General features: G+C 41.0%; 19 protein-coding genes and 2 other annotated features. Of the genes, 6 read left to right on the forward strand and 13 right to left on the reverse strand.

The window, feature by feature from the left end:
- Positions 1–92: 92 nt before the first annotated feature.
- Positions 93–317 (reverse strand) — a binding site (T-box leader).
- A gap of 80 nt (positions 318–397) precedes the next feature.
- The 5 genes from VEB00_04105 to VEB00_04125 form a co-directional block, all read right to left on the reverse strand.
- Entirely contained in the window at positions 398–1,582 is a 1,185-nt protein-coding gene (locus VEB00_04105; protein HYF82198.1) for a cation diffusion facilitator family transporter, read from the reverse strand.
- A 94-nt stretch (positions 1,583–1,676) separates the two neighbouring features.
- Positions 1,677–2,804: a Ger(x)C family spore germination protein gene (locus tag VEB00_04110; protein ID HYF82199.1), complete on the reverse strand. Its 1,128-nt coding sequence runs from the start codon at positions 2,802–2,804 to the stop codon at positions 1,677–1,679.
- Positions 2,797–3,903, reverse strand: a complete 1,107-nt coding sequence (locus VEB00_04115; protein HYF82200.1) for an endospore germination permease — start codon at positions 3,901–3,903, stop codon at positions 2,797–2,799. Before VEB00_04115 ends, VEB00_04110 begins: the two co-directional genes overlap by 8 nt.
- Positions 3,893–5,491, reverse strand: a complete 1,599-nt coding sequence (locus VEB00_04120; protein HYF82201.1) for a spore germination protein — start codon at positions 5,489–5,491, stop codon at positions 3,893–3,895. Before VEB00_04120 ends, VEB00_04115 begins: the two co-directional genes overlap by 11 nt.
- 136 nt (positions 5,492–5,627) lie before the next feature.
- Entirely contained in the window at positions 5,628–6,002 is a 375-nt protein-coding gene (locus tag VEB00_04125; GenBank protein ID HYF82202.1) for a GntR family transcriptional regulator, read from the reverse strand.
- Between the two features lie 533 nt (positions 6,003–6,535).
- On the opposite strand from VEB00_04125, the gene VEB00_04130 reads away from it, so the two are divergent.
- Positions 6,536–7,918 carry a hypothetical protein gene (locus VEB00_04130; GenBank protein ID HYF82203.1) on the forward strand — a complete coding sequence of 461 codons (1,383 nt, stop codon included), beginning with the start codon at positions 6,536–6,538 and terminating at the stop codon, positions 7,916–7,918.
- Between the two features lie 3 nt (positions 7,919–7,921).
- Here the strand turns inward: VEB00_04130 and VEB00_04135 are convergent, their stop codons facing one another.
- Positions 7,922–8,809 (reverse strand): decaprenyl-phosphate phosphoribosyltransferase, encoded by an 888-nt coding sequence (locus VEB00_04135; GenBank protein ID HYF82204.1) that lies wholly within the window; start codon positions 8,807–8,809, stop codon positions 7,922–7,924.
- Positions 8,810–9,019: 210 nt separating this feature from the next.
- Here VEB00_04135 and dgt point away from each other — a divergent pair, with 210 nt between their 5' ends.
- Together dgt and VEB00_04145 are read left to right on the forward strand one after the other, a co-directional pair.
- Positions 9,020–10,267 (forward strand): dNTP triphosphohydrolase, encoded by a 1,248-nt coding sequence (gene dgt / locus VEB00_04140; GenBank protein HYF82205.1) that lies wholly within the window; start codon positions 9,020–9,022, stop codon positions 10,265–10,267.
- An 83-nt stretch (positions 10,268–10,350) separates the two neighbouring features.
- Positions 10,351–10,938, forward strand: coding sequence for a hypothetical protein (locus tag VEB00_04145; protein ID HYF82206.1), 588 nt, complete (start codon positions 10,351–10,353; stop codon positions 10,936–10,938).
- 30 nt (positions 10,939–10,968) lie between these two features.
- Here VEB00_04145 and VEB00_04150 read toward each other — a convergent pair whose 3' ends face one another.
- Positions 10,969–11,988, reverse strand: coding sequence for an alpha-hydroxy-acid oxidizing protein (locus tag VEB00_04150; GenBank protein ID HYF82207.1), 1,020 nt, complete (start codon positions 11,986–11,988; stop codon positions 10,969–10,971).
- Positions 11,989–12,129: 141 nt separating this feature from the next.
- On the opposite strand from VEB00_04150, the gene VEB00_04155 reads away from it, so the two are divergent.
- Complete coding sequence (locus VEB00_04155) at positions 12,130–12,417, forward strand: YmaF family protein (GenBank protein HYF82208.1); 288 nt, start codon at positions 12,130–12,132, stop codon at positions 12,415–12,417.
- Here VEB00_04155 and VEB00_04160 read toward each other — a convergent pair whose 3' ends face one another.
- The 6 genes from VEB00_04160 to VEB00_04185 all read right to left on the reverse strand — a co-directional run bounded on the left by VEB00_04160 (position 12,418) and on the right by VEB00_04185 (position 17,346).
- On the reverse strand, positions 12,418–13,449 hold the full coding sequence (locus VEB00_04160) for a stalk domain-containing protein (GenBank protein HYF82209.1): 1,032 nt from the start codon (positions 13,447–13,449) through the stop codon (positions 12,418–12,420).
- Between the two features lie 100 nt (positions 13,450–13,549).
- A complete protein-coding gene (locus VEB00_04165; GenBank protein ID HYF82210.1) occupies positions 13,550–14,899 on the reverse strand; it encodes a nicotinate phosphoribosyltransferase in 1,350 nt (449 codons plus the stop codon).
- A 32-nt stretch (positions 14,900–14,931) separates the two neighbouring features.
- On the reverse strand, positions 14,932–15,846 hold the full coding sequence (locus VEB00_04170; protein HYF82211.1) for an NUDIX domain-containing protein: 915 nt from the start codon (positions 15,844–15,846) through the stop codon (positions 14,932–14,934).
- Positions 15,847–16,030: 184 nt separating this feature from the next.
- The gene (locus VEB00_04175; protein ID HYF82212.1) at positions 16,031–16,537 is read right to left on the reverse strand and encodes an SEC-C metal-binding domain-containing protein; all 507 of its coding nucleotides are present in this window, start codon (positions 16,535–16,537) and stop codon (positions 16,031–16,033) included.
- 137 nt (positions 16,538–16,674) lie between these two features.
- The gene (locus VEB00_04180) at positions 16,675–17,055 is read right to left on the reverse strand and encodes a PilZ domain-containing protein (GenBank protein HYF82213.1); all 381 of its coding nucleotides are present in this window, start codon (positions 17,053–17,055) and stop codon (positions 16,675–16,677) included.
- Positions 17,056–17,208: 153 nt separating this feature from the next.
- Positions 17,209–17,346: a hypothetical protein gene (locus VEB00_04185; protein HYF82214.1), complete on the reverse strand. Its 138-nt coding sequence runs from the start codon at positions 17,344–17,346 to the stop codon at positions 17,209–17,211.
- Positions 17,347–17,581: 235 nt separating this feature from the next.
- Between VEB00_04185 and VEB00_04190 the strand changes: the two genes are divergently transcribed.
- On the forward strand, positions 17,582–18,142 hold the full coding sequence (locus tag VEB00_04190) for a GNAT family N-acetyltransferase (GenBank protein HYF82215.1): 561 nt from the start codon (positions 17,582–17,584) through the stop codon (positions 18,140–18,142).
- Between the two features lie 52 nt (positions 18,143–18,194).
- Positions 18,195–18,455 (forward strand) — a binding site (T-box leader).
- Positions 18,456–18,505: 50 nt separating this feature from the next.
- The gene (gene asnA / locus VEB00_04195; protein ID HYF82216.1) at positions 18,506–19,516 is read left to right on the forward strand and encodes an aspartate--ammonia ligase; all 1,011 of its coding nucleotides are present in this window, start codon (positions 18,506–18,508) and stop codon (positions 19,514–19,516) included.
- Positions 19,517–19,691: the final 175 nt, after the last annotated feature.

The following is a 19,691-nucleotide window of genomic DNA, read 5'->3' on the forward strand; positions in this document are numbered from 1 at the left end:
TGAAGCCTTTATGAAATGCACTTAACGGAAAGTGGAACATTAATGAAATTTATACTTTCCTATGCATTATAAAAAGTCCCTTCAGCTAAAGCCAAAGGGACGATAAAATACCGCGGTACCACCCAGGTTATGCATCACAGTTTAAACAAATGATACACCACTCAATGCATATAACGCATGCCTGCGAAAAGGCTTACTGGTTTTCAGCCGTTCAGCTCCGAGGTGATCTTCATAAACTGGCAAATGACAATCTTCCACCAAATGAATGTCTCTCTTTGAATTGCGTCCTTTACTACTGTCCTCTTCAATGCTTTTTTAATGTTTAAAATTAATATCCATAATTATATATTATGCACCCTTGCCCTGTCAAGTTCTTTACTATTATGCCCAAACGCTGCTACTTATTCAACACAGAATATGCCCTGTCTATATAAATAACAGCATTATAATTAGGATACCTTGCTTTTATTTCTTGAGCTACTTCCGCTGAGAGGTTCTTTGCCTTTTTCTCATCATATTCGTAAGGTACTACCAAGTCGAATATAAGGTTCTTATGTCCTTCGCCGCCTACTATCCTAAAGTCATGTATAGTCAATTCCTCACGCAATTCAGTTATAATTTCTATTACCTGCTCCAAAGTACTTTGGACAACTTTATCATCGGTATTGATAGGATCCATATGTATTACCAGATGTATATCAAGTTCTTCCGAAATCTCCTGCTCCGCCAGATCTATAATATCATGGGCTTCCATGATGTCCATCTTGGCAGGAATCTCTGCATGCAGCGAAACAACGCACCTGCCGGGGCCGTAATTGTGCACTATCATATCATGTATTCCGATTATTTTTTCATAACGCATGGTCTTTTCGGTAATTTCGGTTATGAATTTAGGCTCCGGAGCCTCTCCCAGCAGCGGGTTGAGTGTCTCCCTGGTAAGGGATATCCCTGAATAAATAATAAAAGCTGATACCAAGAGCCCGATATATCCGTCTATAGGGAAGGTTATCCACTTGGAGCAGAGCAGTGAAAAGGCAACTACTGATGTAGTTATCACATCACTTAGGCTGTCTGTAGCAGAAGCCTCCATTGTCTTGCTGTCTATTTTTCTTCCTATGTTTTTATAAAACCTGCTTAGCCAAACCTTTATCCCAATAGATATTATCAAAACAGAAAAAGATATAATATCAAATTTAAGCACCTCAGGGTTTATTACCCTTTCAAAGGAGCTTTTCAAGAACTCAAAACCCACAAGTATTACCAGGAAAGACACAATCATTGCAGATATGTATTCTATCCTCGCATGCCCAAAGGGATGCTCCCTATCGGCAGGCTTGTTTGTTATCTTGAAGCCTATAAGTGTTATTACAGATGAAGCCGCATCAGTCAGGTTGTTCACAGCATCAGCAGTAATTGCTATACTGTTTGACATTAAGCCTATCGTGACCTTTGCTGCCGAAAGCATCACATTGCAGACTATACCTACGAAGCCGCCCAGGTATCCGTATTTCTGTCTGACATTTTTATCCCTTATATTTTCATTATCCCTTACAAAGGTTTTTATAAGCATGTCTGTAAGCAATTCAACACCCCCGTACGTTCTGCAAAATATGAAAATTTTATATGTCTATTCATTATAATACTAAATAATATTAAAATCAAAGTGAATAAAAACACTACATTTTCCCGCCAGCATTTCTTATCTGCACCTTAACCTCAACGTTAATTTCAGATTCCTGTATTATTTTGTCAATATCCTCTTTCGTAATTTTTTCCCGTGTATGTGCCTTTATACTATTAGCAAGATTCAACGCATCAAACTTGAATTCCTCCTGAGTCTTTTTTACAAGAGCCTCTGCCCTCTTTTTAATATGCTGTTCCAAGGAATCCTGAAAGACCTTCAACAAATTCGTACCGTCCTGCATCGGTTTCTGCTTCTTATGCTCCACTATTACTCCTGCCAGTTTTATCTGTATATTGAAAGCATATTTATCCCCTTCTTTTCTCACAGTCACTTTCCTGCTGTTTGAGCCTTCAAAGGTTGCTTCATCAATAACCTTTCCATCCTTTTGCACCTTAAAAGACAGCGAGCCCCGGCATTTAATACCTCTCAACATAACAGCTGTCTCAGTTTCTTCCCTGCCCATATCACCAGATAATTTCCCTTTGTTCACCAGGCATGAGCCCGCAAGCATTATTTCCCCATTTCTATAAATGATATGCGGCAGTATAGCTGCTGTCTCATAGCTGACCAAATCTCTGTTTAAGCGGAACAGTGTTGTGTATGGAGAGAAACTTGTATTCTTGCTGTTCTCCATGAGGGCCTTCAAATATATTCCTACATTTGGGTAATTGGGGATTGGTTTTTTAATAAGATCTACGGCCCTTCCTTTCGCTATCACAATGAACAAAGAAGCCTTTACCCTAGGGTTTCTCACAATTACATCAATTATTTCCAAAATGTTTTCTTTTTTAACTAGCTCCTCGCCTAAAAGCAGAAGCTGTATTTGCCCAAATATCACCTGTTCCCCAATCTGCGTATTTCTTCTTCCCCTTGCTTCTCCGATTATTTGCCCTGTGGTATCAATTATATGGAATTTTCCCTTTACATCCTCGTAGAACACAGGGACCCCGACAGTTACAAGATACTTGTCATCCGGGTATTCCTTCTCGCTTTCCAGTATTGTGTCATATGCAACAATAAGCGGAACAGACAAATCATCCAATTCTTTAGCATCCCAACAGCCCGTAAGCATAGTCAGACAAAGTAAAATGGCGAACAAGCGAATTGCACTTCTACGCATTTTCGTTTTGTTTTCCACCCCTCTTCCCTGTGAATAATCCGCATATAATGAGTATGAGCGGTAAAGCAATTCCTATTGACAATGCAATCAGCCCCACATTATCAGAAAGTTTAAAAACCTCAAGTACGTTCTTAGGGTAATAGGCTATTCCTATTATTATTGGAAATAGGGCTAGGGTGCTCCACCTTTGAGATTTCAATTTAAAAAGTTCCGCTATAATATGACTTGCACAAAAATACTGGATACTGATAGGCCTGAAGGATACACCTATCCAAGCCTGTATGAACAGGAATTCAATTCTTTCAATTACCGGTACCTCTGCTGTTGCAAGCAGTCTAAGTGAAGGCCATATGAATTTTTGTGTAAGCTCAGTCCCAAAGACTAAAATAACACCAACAACAAAATACAAGTAAATAGCAAGGGTTATCAGGAGAGCATACAAGCTTGCTCCAAAAGCTTCCTTCTCCCGTAATACATAGGGGTGGAAAACAATATACAGCTCAAATCCTGAGAAAGCAAAACCTGTTGTCAGTGCAGCCTTGGCATAATCCGATACTTTGAAGTTCAGAATGGGCATCAGGTTTCGAATATCAGCATTGCTTATGATTGCGGGCAAGGAGAAAAACACTATAGGCAGAAGTATGTAAAAAAGAAATTCATTTACCCTTCCTAGCACCTTTGCATTACTTGATGCCAGATAAGCACATACGGAAAGCATCAGTACCAGCTTGACCAGCATCGGTGTCTCGCTAAGCAAAAACATAGATACTACCTCTATGAAGACTCTGAGCAGAACTGAAGCTGTGAGTATCGAGTATGATGCCAATAGTATACTGAACAGGCCTCCCAGCCACCTGCCGCTAACCGACCTGCACACTTTCACAAAGCTGACCGCATTATTTTTTTTGTATAGAAATCTTATTAATGAAAGTGAAGCAAGGGGGAACAGCGAACCCAGAAGAACTGCCAGCCATGCATCCTGTCCCACTTCCTTTGCTGCAAGCCTGGGAAGGCTCAATATGCCGGAGCCAAGCATACTTCCTATCATAATAAAAATAAGCTGTTTGCTCGTAATATCTAATCCACTTTTACTTTCCATCTTTCTGCTCCCTTGCATTTACCACTCTCTTCTTATTATATCCAGGTATAGAAACAGGCCTTTCCTTCATTGCCCAAATAGGCACCCTTATGTACAAATCCTTGAGATCCTTAAATCTGGTGGGTGCTATTGGGGCAAAGTATGGGACACCAAAACTTTCTAAACTGCAAAGGTGTATTATTATTATCAGCCAACCTAGCGTAATGCCAAAAGCACCAAAGGATGCAGCCGCCAAAATAAGAAAAAGCCTCAATAGCCTAATGACTAAAGACATGCTGTAGTTAGGTATAATAAAATTGCATATGATTGTTATTGTTATTACTATTATCATTGCAGGACTGACCAGATTCGACCTAACTGCCGCATCCCCCAGGATTATACCTCCCACTACTCCTAATGTCGTCGCTACTGCCGTAGGCAATCTCAAGCCAGCTTCCCGAAGCGATTCTATTACAAACTCCATGATTAATGCCTCTATAACCGGAGGGAAAGGTACCTTTTTTCTGAGTTCAGCAATATTAAGCAGCAGTTCTAAAGGGACCAGCTCCGGATGGAAGGAGGTCAGCGCAATGTAAGCCGGTGCTGCACTTGTCGTTACAAGAAATGCTATGGCTCTCAAAATTCTTATATATGTTCCAATATAAGTGCGTTCATAGTAATCCTCGGGTGCCTGGAAAAACTGAATGAGCTGAGCCGGCACCAATAACACATAAGGTGTTCTGTCAAGAACAACTGCAATTCTTCCTTCAAGTAAGGCTGCGACAACCTTATCAGGTTTCTCTGTTCCTTGAGTCTGTGGAAAAGGAGAGTAAGGATTGTCTTCTATGAATGCTTCTATATATCCATTGGCCAATACCCCATCTATATCTATCTTCTTTATACGGCTCTTAACCTCTTTTACCAGTTTAGCATCTGCCAAGCCCCCCACATATAAAACAGCAAGGTCTGTCTTTGTCCTTCTTCCAACTTTGGAGACTTCAACTTTTAAGGTCGGATCCGGCAATGTCTTCCTTATAACAGCCACATTATTCCATAAATCTTCTATGAAGCCCTCTTTTGAGCCCCTTAGCGTTCTTTCATTCTCAGGTTCAGTGACCTGCCTTGCTTTCACCCCAGCTACTTCCAATATTATGATTTGATCAATGTTATTCAATAGCAGGATAACTCTACCTTGGAACATTTCATCTTTAGCAAGGTTTTTGTCTTTTAATGCCTTTATTGTTCCTACGGTCAAACAGCTATCCATCAATCTCTTCACAAATGAACTGCTGCCAGAGTCCTTCCCGGCCTTGTCCTTGAAGTTCATCAACGGTTTGATGATATTTACATTAAGTGTATTCTTATCTATACTGCCATACGTATAAATCAGTACGGCTTCTAAATCCTCGCTGCCCCCTATCATTAAATCCCTGAACACTATATCTCCATTGCCCGCAAGCTCGCGTCTGAACCACTCCTCTGCATCTAAAGCAGGGGCAGCTGCCTTCCCGGAATTATCCGGTCTTAATCGAGCTGTTGTCGCAATCTGTTTTATTGTTTTATATTTTTGGGGTTTCACTTTGCGTTTGATGCTAATGAGACGTTTCACCATTACCACTCCTTGTCACTGCCTTTTGCTAATGGTATTAATAAGTCAAATTCCATTTAAGCTATTATCTTCATATTAATTGATTATTATTAGCATAAAAAAACAAGGGTGGAAACTAACGTTTCCACCCTTGTCATTATACTTCCCTATACAATACCTCAAGCATCATCTTAAGTCCTTGAAGTCCTATGTTCAATACTCTGCTTTCCTTTATAACCTCTGACAGTTTGTCCTCAACCATCCTTATCTTCTTTTCCTTGATAAACTCCTTATTCTCCCTTGAAACGAAACATCCCTTTCCAATTACCGATTCAATAAAGCCTTCGTTCTCAAGCTCATCGTAGGCTCTCTTGGTAGTAATAACACTTATATGCAACTCAGCTGCCAGCTTCCTTATAGAGGGCAGACCCTCTCCAGGTTTCAACTGCTGATTTATAATCAACTTTTTTATCTGGTTCGCAATCTGTTCATATATTGGTTCGCGTGTCGAATTGCTGACTGTTATATCCATATATATACACCTCACTCTTGTGGAGACTGATAGCGAGACAGGTTCTGTCCTGACTGTTATGGCTGATTATGCACACTGAAAGCCTTGAAATTGTATATTCTGTATATAGTGTATATACTGTCTATACCGTGCATACCATATATGTACAGTATAGACATTTTTGTCATCTGTGTCAATAAAAAGGTGAAGCATGTAGAATGTAGTAAATGATGATAGAATTATGTCCTGAGGTGTCAGAGGGTACTGTGAAAAATATTGAAAAAAAGCAAAAAATACGACAAATCAAAAAAAGGTGGAGATAGAATAGTCTGGCAATGTTAAAATACTGTCTTAAAAGCCATCCTGGAGCCCGTTTTTAAGCTTTATATGTATCATAAGGCAGTAATGCTTGACCTTATTCCTACCATCCCATCCCTAATCTTCCTACAGTTTGTTTATGTAAACCTATTTCAGTTTATAATGTCATTATTTATTAGCAGGGTAATGTATATAATATTAGCAGCGATAATTTAATCAGAAAGGAAAGAATACCTTTGAGATTTAACAGAAAGACAGCATTGTACACCTTTATTATATTCTCTCTGGCATTATATCTAAGACTTCGATTTGTTGTATACACGCCCTTTGAATTCAAAATAGATGCCTGGAGCATGTATCATTATGCCTTGAATGTCATGGGTGGAGAATACTACGGCCATAGATTCGGGGAGCATTGGGCGAGATATGCTTATTGGCCTCCTTTATATATCTTCTTTACAGGCTTTGTCTACAGGTTTTTGGACACAGCGCAAGACCTCTTAGTGATGAGAGTGATTCAAGCAGGCTTCTCTGCTGTTTCCTGCCTGCTTTGTTACAGTATAGCCAGTGCTGCCTTGAAAAACTACAGTGATTTTCATAAGGAAGCAGGACTACTTGCCGGCGTCCTTATGGCCTTAAACCCGAGAATGGTGGTATATACCAACCACCTGTATGTTGAAACTGTATTTATTACTATATACCTTGCCGTTGCTTACTTTTTCCTGATGTACTTCAAATATGAGCTGCCCCAAAAGCTCAGTAGGCACAGGGGCTATGTGCCAACCAAGAACCTATTGCTGTATTCGCTTTTTCTCGGCATAGGCAACCTTACCCGGCCTGTCCTTCTTCTGCTGCCAGGTGTTGTGGTTATTTTCATACTATTGTACACATCAGCCAAAAGGCTTGAGGTGAGAAGGACCTTGGAGGTCATTATACTGGACGGCGCCGTGACTATCATTGTCATGCTATTGGTATTATCACCTTGGATTATAAGGAATTACTCTGTTACCGGGCGCTTTATACTTATAGATACCAACGGTCCCATAAACTTCTACATAGCTCATAATCCCTTGGCAAATGGGCGGTGGGTGGATGTCAAGCCTTACACTGATATCAACAAGCTGTACGAGACAGGCTACCATGAAGGACTGACTTACTTAAAAAGAAATATTCCCATGGAAATGAAGCTTTTGAGGCTTAAGCAGCGGCTCTTCCTTTATCAGGTCGACCCGCATATATCAGAGGCCAAATATCACCTGGACAGAACCTATAAGCTTCCTCTTTACGGCAGCCTGATAAAAATGGGCATAGTAAAAAAGGACATCCTCGAAAGCACCTATAGGCTTCCTCAAATGTCCTTTATATTCTTATGGAAGGCTGCCATTATACTATTACCCCTTTTCATCATAAGACTCCTTACCGCCAGGTCCTTCTATGTCTTATTCTGCGAGCCTGCCTGGATAATCGGGAATTTCTTATATGTCAACCTTATTATTCAGATATTCTACTTTGCACCCAGATACAGAATCTCTGCAGAGCCTTTTCTTTGCATTATTATTGGCATTCTGCTTGTCGGGATGCTAACCCCCAGTTCCCGCATTACTTCACCGAAATACTAGCTGCTATTTATACAGTATCACAATGCTGGTCAGTATCCACAGCAGTATATTAATTAGCAGCGGCTTGTCAGTCAGTACTATTTCCTCTGGACTTTCGCCCAGTTTTTTATTGTATATCAAGTACTGGTATCTGAAGATCCCATATAGTACGAATAATATAGTAACCATTGAATACTTGTCATCGCTTGCAAAAAATGTGTATAAGCAATAGGATATCAATGTAGACGCCGTTACAATTGAGAGCATACTATCTATAAAGTCCAGAGAGTAATGCTCAAGAATTTTTCGGTGGCTTTGGGCACCCTCCTGAAGCACCAAAAGCTCAGTCCGTCTCTTACTAAAACCCAGGAACAGTGCCAGCAGAAAGGTGCATAAAAGCAGCCATGGGGAGATAAGCACACTGATAGCCAAAGCACCCCCTGCTACTCTTAAAATAAAACCCAGAGCGATAGACATTACATCAAGTATGACAAGATGCTTTACATACAATGTATATAACAGATTATTAAGCAAATAAATCATTATTATTATACCGAAGCTGTAGTTCAACATAAAAGAAAATGCAATCGCAGCAGGAAGCATAAATGTCATCAGTATTTGTGCCTCTCTCTTGCTTATCACTCCCGCAGCCAGAGGCCGCTTCTTTTTTCTGGGATGCTCCCTGTCTTTTTCAATATCCAGCATGTCATTGAATATGTACACAGTGGAGGATGTAATGCAGAAGCATAGGAATGCATAGGCCGCCATCATTATGTAATGCAGTTTGTCTATGTTCCTTGAAAACAGCAGCGCTGCAAATATGAATAGGTTCTTTATCCACTGCTTGGGTCTCAGCAGCTGAATAAAACTCTTAAGTCTGATTGATACCGACTGCCCTTTCGCTCCCTCCAAATAACTTCCCCCCAAAGTTTCATCTATATATTTTATTCTTCCAGCCCTTCGCAAATAAGCAGCTATAGCCTATGACTGCTAGTTTTATTTTTACCTTCGCAGCTCTTTAAATTCTCCTTGCAGCAAAATACATATAATTGCCAAGACTGCCTCAACTTGTATATAATTAGGTTATAGAATATCTAATCCTAAAAGCACGGAGGTTCTATTATGGATTTGAATGAAATAAGGGAACAGATTTATAGAGAAATAGGCTTGAAGCCTAGGTATAAGGATAAAATACAGGCTATGCAGGACCTTTATCTGGCATCCTATGCTACAAAGCGCCCTAAAGAAGGAAGCAGGCGGAACAGCAGCGAAGAGAACGCTAATTTTGAAGCGAGAAGCGATTTTCAGAGAGACAGGGACAGGATAATACATTCAAGTGCATTCCGACGCCTAATGTATAAGACGCAAGTCTTCGTAAACCATGAGGGTGATTTTTACAGGACAAGAATGACACACAGCCTCGAGGTTTCCCAGATTGCAAGAGGGATAGCCCGTTCTCTGGGTTTGAACGAGGATCTGACAGAAGCCATAGCCCTGGGCCACGATCTTGGACACACTCCCTTCGGCCATGCTGTTGAAGAGCTGCTTTCCGAGTTTCTTAAGGACGAACATGGTTTTTTCCACAACGAGAACAGCGTAAGAGTCGTTGATATCATAGAACAGAAGTCAGGCACTGGCAATTGCGGTCTAAACCTTACCTGGGAGGTAAGAGAAGGAATCCTTAAGCATACCAAGGACCATAAGGTCGGCATATGCGAAGATTTGAAGCCTTCTGAGCCATCAAGCCTTGAAGGACAGGTAGTAGCCCTTTCCGACACAATAGCCTATGTGTGCCATGATCTTGATGACGGCATAAATGTAAGGCTAATAAAAGAAAGTATTGATGAAGGTCTTCTGACCCAAAAGGACTTTGACGAATTGGTTTATGAAAATTTCGGTCTTAAAGCAGGCAGTGGCATCAGCCCGTTAATAAATGCCCTTGTTCTGGACATTGTAGAAAGCTCCTGGAGTGTAATTGATGCTAACAACATCACCACTCTCGAACAGGTGAGGGGCTTTACAGACAGTAGCGTGCAGGGAAATAAAATAATAAGGCTCGTCAAACACGAGAACGCCTTTAAAAGCCTTAAGAAATTCGTTACTAAGTATATCTATAATAGTCCAATGACTACAATAATGGATGTGAAGGCAAAGAAAATTGTAGGCGAGATATATAACACCTTCCGGGATAACCCCAAGCAGCTGCCCGGCCGTATATATAAAAAGTTCGTTGACGCTTCCGGCACTCCCGGATCTGACGGCTATGCGGTTACTCGTGCCAGGGTGCTATGCGATTACATTGCTGAAATGACAGACCGCTCAGCATTGGAAACCTATGATAAGCTTTTCGGTCCATTTACAAAGATATGAGATCTCATGGGTATTCCTTCTGAGAATGGTTGCGAGTTACGCGTTACGAGTTGCGCGACGTTGGAGAAAGGCGAGGTGATTATTTGAATAAACTGATGGGCTTTTACGAGCTTAAAGATATTAGTATCCCCACGGTTCCATGGGAAAGGTACTCGAGAGATGTTGTCCTTGACAAAAACATGCTGTGGACAATTAGAGTCGCCGTGAAAAGCGGTGATGACCTTAACCTCCCAAGGGCTGTAGGCGTAACTGCTGAGGAAGCTTCCAGGATAGGAAGTGCCCTTCTGGAAAAGTATGAAGACAGTGGTATGGTCATATATTATCCCTATTTCATAGCAGATAAAAGCGGAGTAATAGATATTAGAAGCAGCCAAACCGTCATAGAAGCTGTAGCTAAGGACTTGTGGAACCTTGTGACCCACGGGCGGAAAGACATCACAATAATTCTCGAAGAATGTGGTGCAAGGTATATTGGGGATGAAAGCTTCCTTTCAGTGGAGGAGCTTGATATTCTCCTAAAGTATATCAACCGCATCAAGGCATACTATAGGGGAGTAATGAGCGAGGGAAAGTCAATAATAGCAGAATGGAGCTTTGCCTACAACACTGATATTGACAACAAGCCTCTAGGTGAAAAGTATCTGGTGTTCTATGAATTAAGAAGCATATAGCCATAAAAAAAATGCCCTGAGGCATTTTTTTTATGGCTTGTATATCACTCTTTCATCTATGTCTTTCAATGTGCTGCAGCCAGTCATTATCATAGCATCTCTAAGCTCAGCACCTATCTTTTTTGTATAAAGCTCCACTCCTTCGGCACCTCCGCCGTAAGCCGCAACTCCATATGGTCTCCCTATCAGCACTGCATCGGCTCCCAGAGCGAGCATCTTAAGGACATCAACTCCTGTCCTTATTCCACCATCAATAAATATCTTGATTTTTCCACCTACTGCCTTATATATTTCTGGCAGTACCTCTACTGTTGCAGGTGTATGGTCAAATACCCTGCCCCCGTGGTTGGATACGACTATCCCATAAGCGCCTGCCTCAACAGCCTTAACAGCTCCCGCCACAGTCATTATCCCCTTTATTATGAAAGGCAGCTTTGTGCTCATCACTATTTCCCTTATTTCCTCAACAGATTTAGGGCTTACCGGCTTGCCCGCAGCAGCCAGAACAGACAGACCTGCAGCATCAATATCCATTGCCACTGCCAAAACGCCTGCCTCATCAGCCTTTTTCACCTTAGCTATGACTTCTTCCTTCTTCCATGGTTTTATTGTTGGTATACCCCAGCCTTCAACCTTGGATATTGCCTTAATAGGCATATTATAATGCTCCTCTTTCACACCATCTCCAGTAAAACCTGCAGTGCCAGCATTCTTGCAGCCAGCTGCAATTGCATAGCTGTACTCCTCATCATTAAGCGCATCTCCATACTGCTGGTGCAAGCCACCTATCGGAGCTGCAAATACCGGAAAACTGAAGCTTTTGCCAAAAAGCTCCACCGAGGTATTCACTTCCTTAAATTCATATATAGTATCCATGTTGAGCTTTATTGCATTCAGCTTTTCAAAGTTCCTGATAAAGCTGCTGCCGCTGCCTTTACCGCCCATGCCGGGCAACTCCCCCCTGCATACAATACCATTGCACTCACGACAGATTCTGCACTTTGATCCAATGGCAGCTTTAGCTTTTTCCAATACTTCTTTGTACTCCATAATAATCCTCCTATAATCATTTATCATATATATTGCTTAATTATATTATGTTTCGCGTGTAAGATTTTTACTTTTTCTGCATAAACTGTAATAGCAGTATAGATTGCATTAATTGCAGCTATATTGAGGGAGGTGATAAGTATGCTGCAAATCGTCCATTGTCATAATTTCAATGGAAAAACCACAGCGAACAACAATCACAGGCATGGTCTTTCGGGCATGACCAGCGAAGAATCCAGCCAATTCGGCCACACCCATAAGATGGTCGGCTATATAACCTTCAACCACGGACATGAGCATTATTACAGCATAGGCACCGGACCAGAGCTTACGGTAGAAGAAGGTCACATGCATTACTATCAGGGTGTTACCGGTGACAGTCACAATCACCTGCATTTTGTATATGGCTACACATCGATTTTCAAATAGCTATTGCTGCTCTCTGTCGAAGGTGAATTCACCTTCCGGCACCTGCTCGCAGACGGCCAACTCACTGCTGCTGTCAGTATCATAAACATAACCGTAAATGTAGCAATCCTTGAACTCACTATTGATTTCACTGCAAAGTTTTTTCATAAAGTTCTTTAAAGTACTGTCTGACAGCTTATCCCACTTTTCTTCGAACCTGTTCTTTTGTATATATATAGTATACTCCATCCTATTATCGTTGCCGCTCAGGGCAAAGGTGAAATGGATTTCGTTGAAGTACCCGTCATAATCGTTGTTAAACCTGTCTTCCAAGGTGCTTATAGTGCTGAAGTTTCTGTAAATGCTTGTTTCCAGCTCCCCTTGCCAGGTATATTGAAAGGTCATTAGCTTTTTGGACACATCTATGTCCTTGATGTAGCCCTTGATTTTAGCAAAATTGTATTCTCCAGCTATTATGCCGCAAACCTCCTTGACCAGTTCTTCCCTTTTTGTACCTGTCAGGCGGCTCCATGCAGATTTATCCTTGCTGAGATCAACCTCTATCTTAACCCTGATTTCATCTTCATTGCCGGAAAGTATGACTCTATATGTTACTCCTGCATACTCACCATATTCATTGTTTAGTTCGTCCTGCAGCTCCCTGATATTTAGCTTCTTGCTGCTTGCTATATCAGTTTCAAGTTTTTTCAGCTTGTCTTGGAGCTCTAATATGCTTTTATTCTTCGTATCAAGCTCTAACTTTAAACTATTCATAGCAGTATTAGGCTTATCCGATATAATGATCTTTTGCTCCTTTTGATTCCAATCTATGTTCTTGTCAAACAATACTGCCAATGCCCTTACAGAGAGGTAATTGGAGCCCTCTATTGAAAAAAGCTTTACTCCAAGGCTTACTTCCTTATCATTATAAATAATCCTGGCATTAGATTCGGCTGCTTGTATGACTTTTGTTATGTCATCGGCAAAGGTAAACATCAAAAGACATGATAAAATTATGATTGTCCATATTGTTAAATGCCTGATGGTTTTCACGGCATAACCCCTCCTTTTACCTACTTAAATAAAGTATACCAGCATATAACGTATTCTTCAACTTATACCAATAATCCCAAAAGGAAGGCTATCGCCTTCCTTAATTTCCGATTACCTCCAGATTCGGATTTTCACACGCTCTCCTGCCGACCTTTGCAATATGCCGCCATTCTCCGCCAATTTCAACTCTGACGATATCAGCCGTATAGTCATTGTTTGTACCATTCTCGCTGCTGTTGTCCAGCAGAGATGAGCCAATGCCATAAATATCAACAGGCACTCCCAGCTGCTCAAACTGTACGATTCTCTGTATGTTGAAGCCTCCTGTGGCAACTATTTTTACATCTTCACACCATTCTTTTGCCATCTCCACATATTCAGCAGCCAAATCCCATTTGTTATATGCTCCATCCAAAGCTTCTCTTATCTTCCATATCAGCCTTGGGTTTACTCCGCAGTCCAGCCTTCTGTCACCTATCGGCTCTATGGCTTCATCCCTCATATTCGCGGAGGTGTCAGGCCTTACTGCATATAGCTTATATTTAGCCGCTTCATCCATACTTCCTGCTTTATAAAGCTCAAGATACTTTGCAAACATCTCACGCATTACTTGAAGAACTTCTGCGACACAGTTATTGTGATAATCTATTAATGCTATACGAAGGATATCCACCGGCATGATTCTGGCAAACTGCATCATTGTTTCCGCCGTATCTCCCAGGAAGCATGCGATTGATGCATGAGCTATAGTGCCTCCCCCTTTTCCTCCCCACCAGCCCCCTTGGTCGTCAGTGGAGACAATTGCCGTGGAGTTCTTGCTATGCTTCTGATTATATGCCAGTACCGCCAGAGAATAAGCATAGCCGTGCATGGCCTGAAGCTTGTAGTGAGCGAACCTTGCCGGAAAGAACAGTATATTCTTGCCCTTAGTAGCCACTAAGGTATTATATACATTTGTGGCAATTCTGGTGGTTTCCGTAAGTACGCCCAGAATTGGGGTCTCAAGTATTGCAAAGTCCCTGTATCTTCCTCTTACCTTCAATACGGGCTGGACATCCATAGGATCTCCATCATACGCTGCAAAGGTTCCATCCTGCACAGCCTCAACCTCGAGTTTGTCATAGGTATTTACGAAGCCGCCCCTTTCATCAAAATACCCTGTGCATTCCCGCAATATTGCCAGGGCTTCATCTACCCCCGCTACTATGCTGAAAGGCTTTCTCCTGGTAAAGAACTGCATCTCTGCCCTGATGTCTCCGTTTTTTACTGCAGAATAATCTATATCGTTTACATCGCTTCTTCCTTCGAAAATATAGTTCTCCTTGGAAAGCTCATTTAAAATTCTTACAGTGTTTGAAAAGTATGCATCTGAATACCAGCCCCTGCGCATCCTCTCTCTATCTATCCTGAAAGTCTCCTTCTTAAGTCGTTCCCCGTTAAATATGCTCATGTTTTCTGCCTCCCTTTTCTTTCGCAGTCAGTTTAATCAAAATGCTTTTCAACCCAGTTGGGATTATACTTGAAAAGCTTGGATGGTCTATGACCGGCATCCTTCGTATATTCATCCGTTTCCACAACCATATCAGATATCTTTCTTCTGAAGTTTGCCTTTAGAAGCTCCTTGCCAAGTATTACCTCATATACCTGCTGCAGCTCTGTTAAAGTGAAGCATTCCGGCATTAAACTAAATGCTATGTCTGTATATTCTATCTTTTTTCTCAGCCTTCCCACGGCATATTCGATTATCTCCCCATGGTCAAAAGCAATACCATTTGATTCAATTAACTCCCTGCTTACCTTAACCACATTTCCAACAAAGGTTTTTTCCACCTTTACTGTGGCACTGAGCTCCTCGCAGTCATTCCGAAGCAGGATCCTTACCCAGCTCTGCACTAGGTACCCTTTTTCAGTTACAGCCTTTTTCTGCTCTACAACACTGTAACTTACTCCAAACCATGCGGCATCCTCAGCATCATCACCAGCCTTTATATCAAGCCTGGTGCTGTCCACCAGGGACATATAGGAGCAGCCAATAACTCTGGTGCGCGGGTCCCTTCCTACATCACCCCAGGTATAAAGCTGTTCCATATATATATTGTCTATGTTTGTCTCTTCCTTTAATTCTCTTAATGCTGCCTTATCCAGACTTTCATCAATATTTACAAAGCCGCCCGGAAGCGCCCAATAACCGAGATAAGGATGATCGCCCCTCTTCACCATAAGAACCTTCAATGTCTTTTCTGGAAGCTTCCTGTAGCTCTCCTTCATCTCATTCATTACAGTAAAAACCAGCATGTCTACTGTAACAGATGGTCTTTCATATTGCCCTGCATCATATTGTGACAAAAACTCCCTCTCTGTGAGACCTTGCTTATTAGCCAAAGTATTGTTTCCCATAAGTATTCCTTTCTCAGCTTAACTTCCAAATCTTGTTTTAGCAAGCTGTATATTCTTATTGTGATAATATCAGTTTGTTATTAACATTGTAGTTCTATATATTTTCCCCGTCAAGGGTAGGATTTTATTATAAAAAAACCCCCATCAGTTTAATCCCGATGAGGGTCGTCTTATATATTATAATCTATTTATTTGCACCGCAGCATTTTTTGTACTTCTTTCCGCTTCCACAGGAGCATGGATCATTTCTTCCCGGCTCTACTGCCTTTATTACTGTACCGGAGAGTCTCTGTTCCTTTGTTATCGCCTTTCTTTTCTCAGGTGCAAGTATGCTGTCCCACTGAGGCAGGCTGTACAGCCATTCAGCCTTTGCTGCAAGCATATTGTAATACAGCTTCTCAAAGTCTATCTCTAATTTCACATTGCTCGACTCTTCCAGTTCTTCCATCTTCATCTCATTAACAAGGCTGTCGTTAATACCATCGAGGAAGCCTGTAAAAAGCATGATGTCTGTCTCGAACTTATCTGCCAGGTCCTTTAATGTTCCCTCAACGATTTCTGTTGGATTAGAAAGAAGCTTTTCATATATGGATTCCTCCATTGTAAAATAGTCTTCCCAAAACTTTTTTTGTTCCTTCTCATCCTGTTCGTTTTCGTATGCCGTACTTCTCCAATTTTCATATAAACTCATTTTATTTCTCCCTCGTTCTTCTCTTTCTAATCTTGCAGCTATTATTCCCAAATTCTAAGTATATTTAATCAAATTTACCGTTTTATATTATAATACAATATAAGGCTTTTTGCAATTTTTTATCAGATTGCGAGTTATTATACTATCGTTGTGATGCTGTTGTCAAGTCGGCTCAAATGGCTGAACAGTCTGCCGGATATATTTGTTATCTCCACACCATACCTAAACATATCACCATTTTTTATTGTCCACATAACCTTTGCAGCTACTTTTTTGTAATTCTCCTCTTGCAAAGTAAGATTTAGAATCAGTATCGTACCTTTTTCAAATGATCTTTCTGATACTATGCCCAGGCCACCTGTAGATACATTGATAAGCATGAGCTCAAGAGGTTCTTTGTATTCCTCAGTCTCACCGTTATATATGCTTTTCGTGCACTGTATTTTTGAGTGATAATCAATCCTTTTACTCTTCCTCATTTCGACAAGATTCGCCGCTTCCGAACCGCTGGTATTCATAGCATCCGCTCCTTTAGAGGTTGTATAATAAATGATTATATCACGTCAGTACATGCACAGTATCAGAAATCATATAAAATGCTTTTATTGAATGGTGAAATGATTATTATATAAAAAAAGAAGAGACTTAATCTCTTCTTTGAGCTTCTGACATTATCCATGTATAAAATTCTTAGGTGCCATCTCGTGCTCTTTATTTTCCCTATCTCTTTCCTTATTCTCTTTCTTATCCATATCCTTATCCGTGTCTGTATCACGCATTAAAATTCTTTCAATATCATTCTTCAGCAATGTATCACCCCACTTTATATTTATAATATATTATCTGCTATTTTATAAATAATATAAGTGGCTGTTTAATGGCATACTGATGCAAATAACAATTTTCCAGTATTTGTAAACAATACAGTGTCGATATATAACACGTATATAGATTTTATTGAAAACATAGGAAGGATTATAAAAACATTTGTCAAGTAAATGCTTTTATGCTACACTCTTCATACTGCTAAAAGGGGGCGCCATTATGGAAAAAGTATATGAGACGGATAGGCTTATTCTGAAGATATTGGATGAAACCTCTGCTCCGCAAGTTTTGGATTATTATATGCGAAACAAGGACTTCTTGGAGGAGTGGGAGCTCAAGCGGCCCAACGAGTTTTACACCTTGGAAGCACAGGCTGCGCAGCTTAGGAATGAATTTAAGGATTTTGAGGAAAAGAGAGCACTCAGGCTGTGGATTTTCAAAAAAGATGATAAAGAAGACAACAGGACTATAGGCCTAATTGCCTTCAATAATATTGTATGGGGAGCCTTCCTGTCATGCTTTCTGGGATATAAGCTTGACAGAAATGAAATTAACAAGGGCTATGTCACTGAGGCATTGAAAAAAGGAATAGAAATTGCATTTAATGAATATAAGCTGCACAGGATTGAAGCAAATATAATGCCTAAGAACGTTAGGTCATTGAGAGTGGTGGAAAAGCTGGGTTTTTATAATGAAGGACTGGCTCACAAATATTTAAAAATAAGTGGAAAATGGGAGGATCATATACATATGGTGCTTCTGAACGAAGAATTGGAATAAAGTAACTATTGACATTTTAATTCATTACTCGTATAATAATTAAAATTATATATTTTCGACAATGACGGGAAGAGTAGCTTTAAGGATATGCTGCAGCGAGCCGGGAATGGTGTAAGCCTGGCACTAAGCCTTAAGTGAAGAACAGCCCTGAGTCTCTAACCGAAATCCGCATAGGAAAGTAGACTTAGACGGAGCCATACCGTTATAGAATGGACAGTATCGATTATATTAAAGAATCCGTACTGACAAAGTGGGTTAAAGCATAGCATTTAACCAATCAGGGTGGTACCGCGAATTACCTTTCGTCCCTTTCATAGGGATGAAGGGTTTTTATTTTGCAAAAAATTATAGGAGGTAATGAAAATGGTAGAAATGCATTCAACCAAAAACTACAAGCCAACACTTGGAATTAGGGAAACGGAGGTAGCTATAAAACATATTAAGGACTTCTTCGAAGCAGATCTTTCAAAAAAGCTCAATCTCACAAGGGTATCAGCTCCCCTCTTTGTATTGCGGTCCTCAGGGCTCAATGACAATCTTAACGGTGTAGAGCGTCCTGTTTCTTTTGATGCTCTCTCGCTCAAGGACACAGAGGTGGAAATCGTACAGTCCTTAGCCAAATGGAAAAGGATAGCGCTTAAAAGGTATGGATTCTCAATAGGGGAAGGTCTTTATACCGATATGAACGCCATTCGCAGGGATGAAGAACTGGACAGTCTCCATTCGATTTATGTGGATCAGTGGGATTGGGAGAAGATTATCCGGCATGAGGATAGAACTCCTGAGACCCTCAAAGAAATTGTAAAGAACATATACAGTGTGTTCCTGGATACGGAAAAGCACATATTCAAGCTTTATCCCCAGTATAAGCCTATGCTCCCAGAAGAGATTTTCTTTATCACAACACAGCAGCTTGAGGATATGTATCCGGACAAGACACCAAAGGAAAGAGAAAACCTTATTGCTAAGGATAAGGGTGCTGTATTTCTAATGCAAATAGGTGCTGCCTTGGAATCCGGCATCAGACATGACGGCAGAGCACCGGACTACGACGACTGGACCTTAAATGGAGATATCATATTCTGGTACCCCGTGCTGGAATGCGCACTGGAGCTTTCTTCAATGGGCATTCGTGTAGATGAAAAGGCTCTCCTGCATCAGCTGGAGGTCGCAGGCTGCGAAGATAGAAAGGTCTTTCCTTTCCACAGCGCACTGCTAAAAGGAGAGCTCCCCTATACCGTAGGCGGAGGCATAGGCCAGTCCAGAATCTGCATGTACTTCCTGCGAAAAGCCCACATCGGTGAGGTTCAGTCATCTATGTGGCCGGAAAGCATGCTTAGTGAGTGCGAAGAGAAAAATATAAAGCTGCTTTAAAGCAGCTTTAGGTTACTGGCAACTGCCAAAATAGGAACAGCCATGTCATAGCCACATATGAGTATACAAAAATTGATGGCACTAATTCTCTCCGCCTAAGAAAAGTCTAACGCCTTCCAATATCCATCCGTGGACGTGGAAGGCTTGCTTCGGCGTCCTGCCTCGCATACGACTT

Source organism: Clostridia bacterium, assembly GCA_035628995.1.
Lineage (GTDB): Bacteria > Bacillota > Clostridia > Lutisporales > Lutisporaceae > BRH-c25.

Excerpts from the sequence above, each read along its gene's own strand:
- VEB00_04175 (HYF82212.1), bottom strand. The coding sequence starts at position 16,537 with ATGAGTTTATATGAAAATTGGAGAAGTACGGCATACGAAAACGAACAG.
- asnA (HYF82216.1), top strand. The coding sequence starts at position 18,506 with ATGGTAGAAATGCATTCAACCAAAAACTACAAGCCAACACTTGGAATT.
- dgt (HYF82205.1), top strand. The coding sequence starts at position 9,020 with ATGGATTTGAATGAAATAAGGGAACAGATTTATAGAGAAATAGGCTTG.
- VEB00_04180 (HYF82213.1), bottom strand. The coding sequence starts at position 17,055 with ATGAATACCAGCGGTTCGGAAGCGGCGAATCTTGTCGAAATGAGGAAG.
- VEB00_04125 (HYF82202.1), bottom strand. The coding sequence starts at position 6,002 with ATGGATATAACAGTCAGCAATTCGACACGCGAACCAATATATGAACAG.
- VEB00_04115 (HYF82200.1), bottom strand. The coding sequence starts at position 3,903 with ATGGAAAGTAAAAGTGGATTAGATATTACGAGCAAACAGCTTATTTTT.
- VEB00_04165 (HYF82210.1), bottom strand. The coding sequence starts at position 14,899 with ATGAGCATATTTAACGGGGAACGACTTAAGAAGGAGACTTTCAGGATA.
- VEB00_04110 (HYF82199.1), bottom strand. The coding sequence starts at position 2,804 with ATGCGTAGAAGTGCAATTCGCTTGTTCGCCATTTTACTTTGTCTGACT.
- VEB00_04190 (HYF82215.1), top strand. The coding sequence starts at position 17,582 with ATGGAAAAAGTATATGAGACGGATAGGCTTATTCTGAAGATATTGGAT.
- VEB00_04170 (HYF82211.1), bottom strand. The coding sequence starts at position 15,846 with ATGGGAAACAATACTTTGGCTAATAAGCAAGGTCTCACAGAGAGGGAG.
- VEB00_04155 (HYF82208.1), top strand. The coding sequence starts at position 12,130 with ATGCTGCAAATCGTCCATTGTCATAATTTCAATGGAAAAACCACAGCG.
- VEB00_04150 (HYF82207.1), bottom strand. The coding sequence starts at position 11,988 with ATGGAGTACAAAGAAGTATTGGAAAAAGCTAAAGCTGCCATTGGATCA.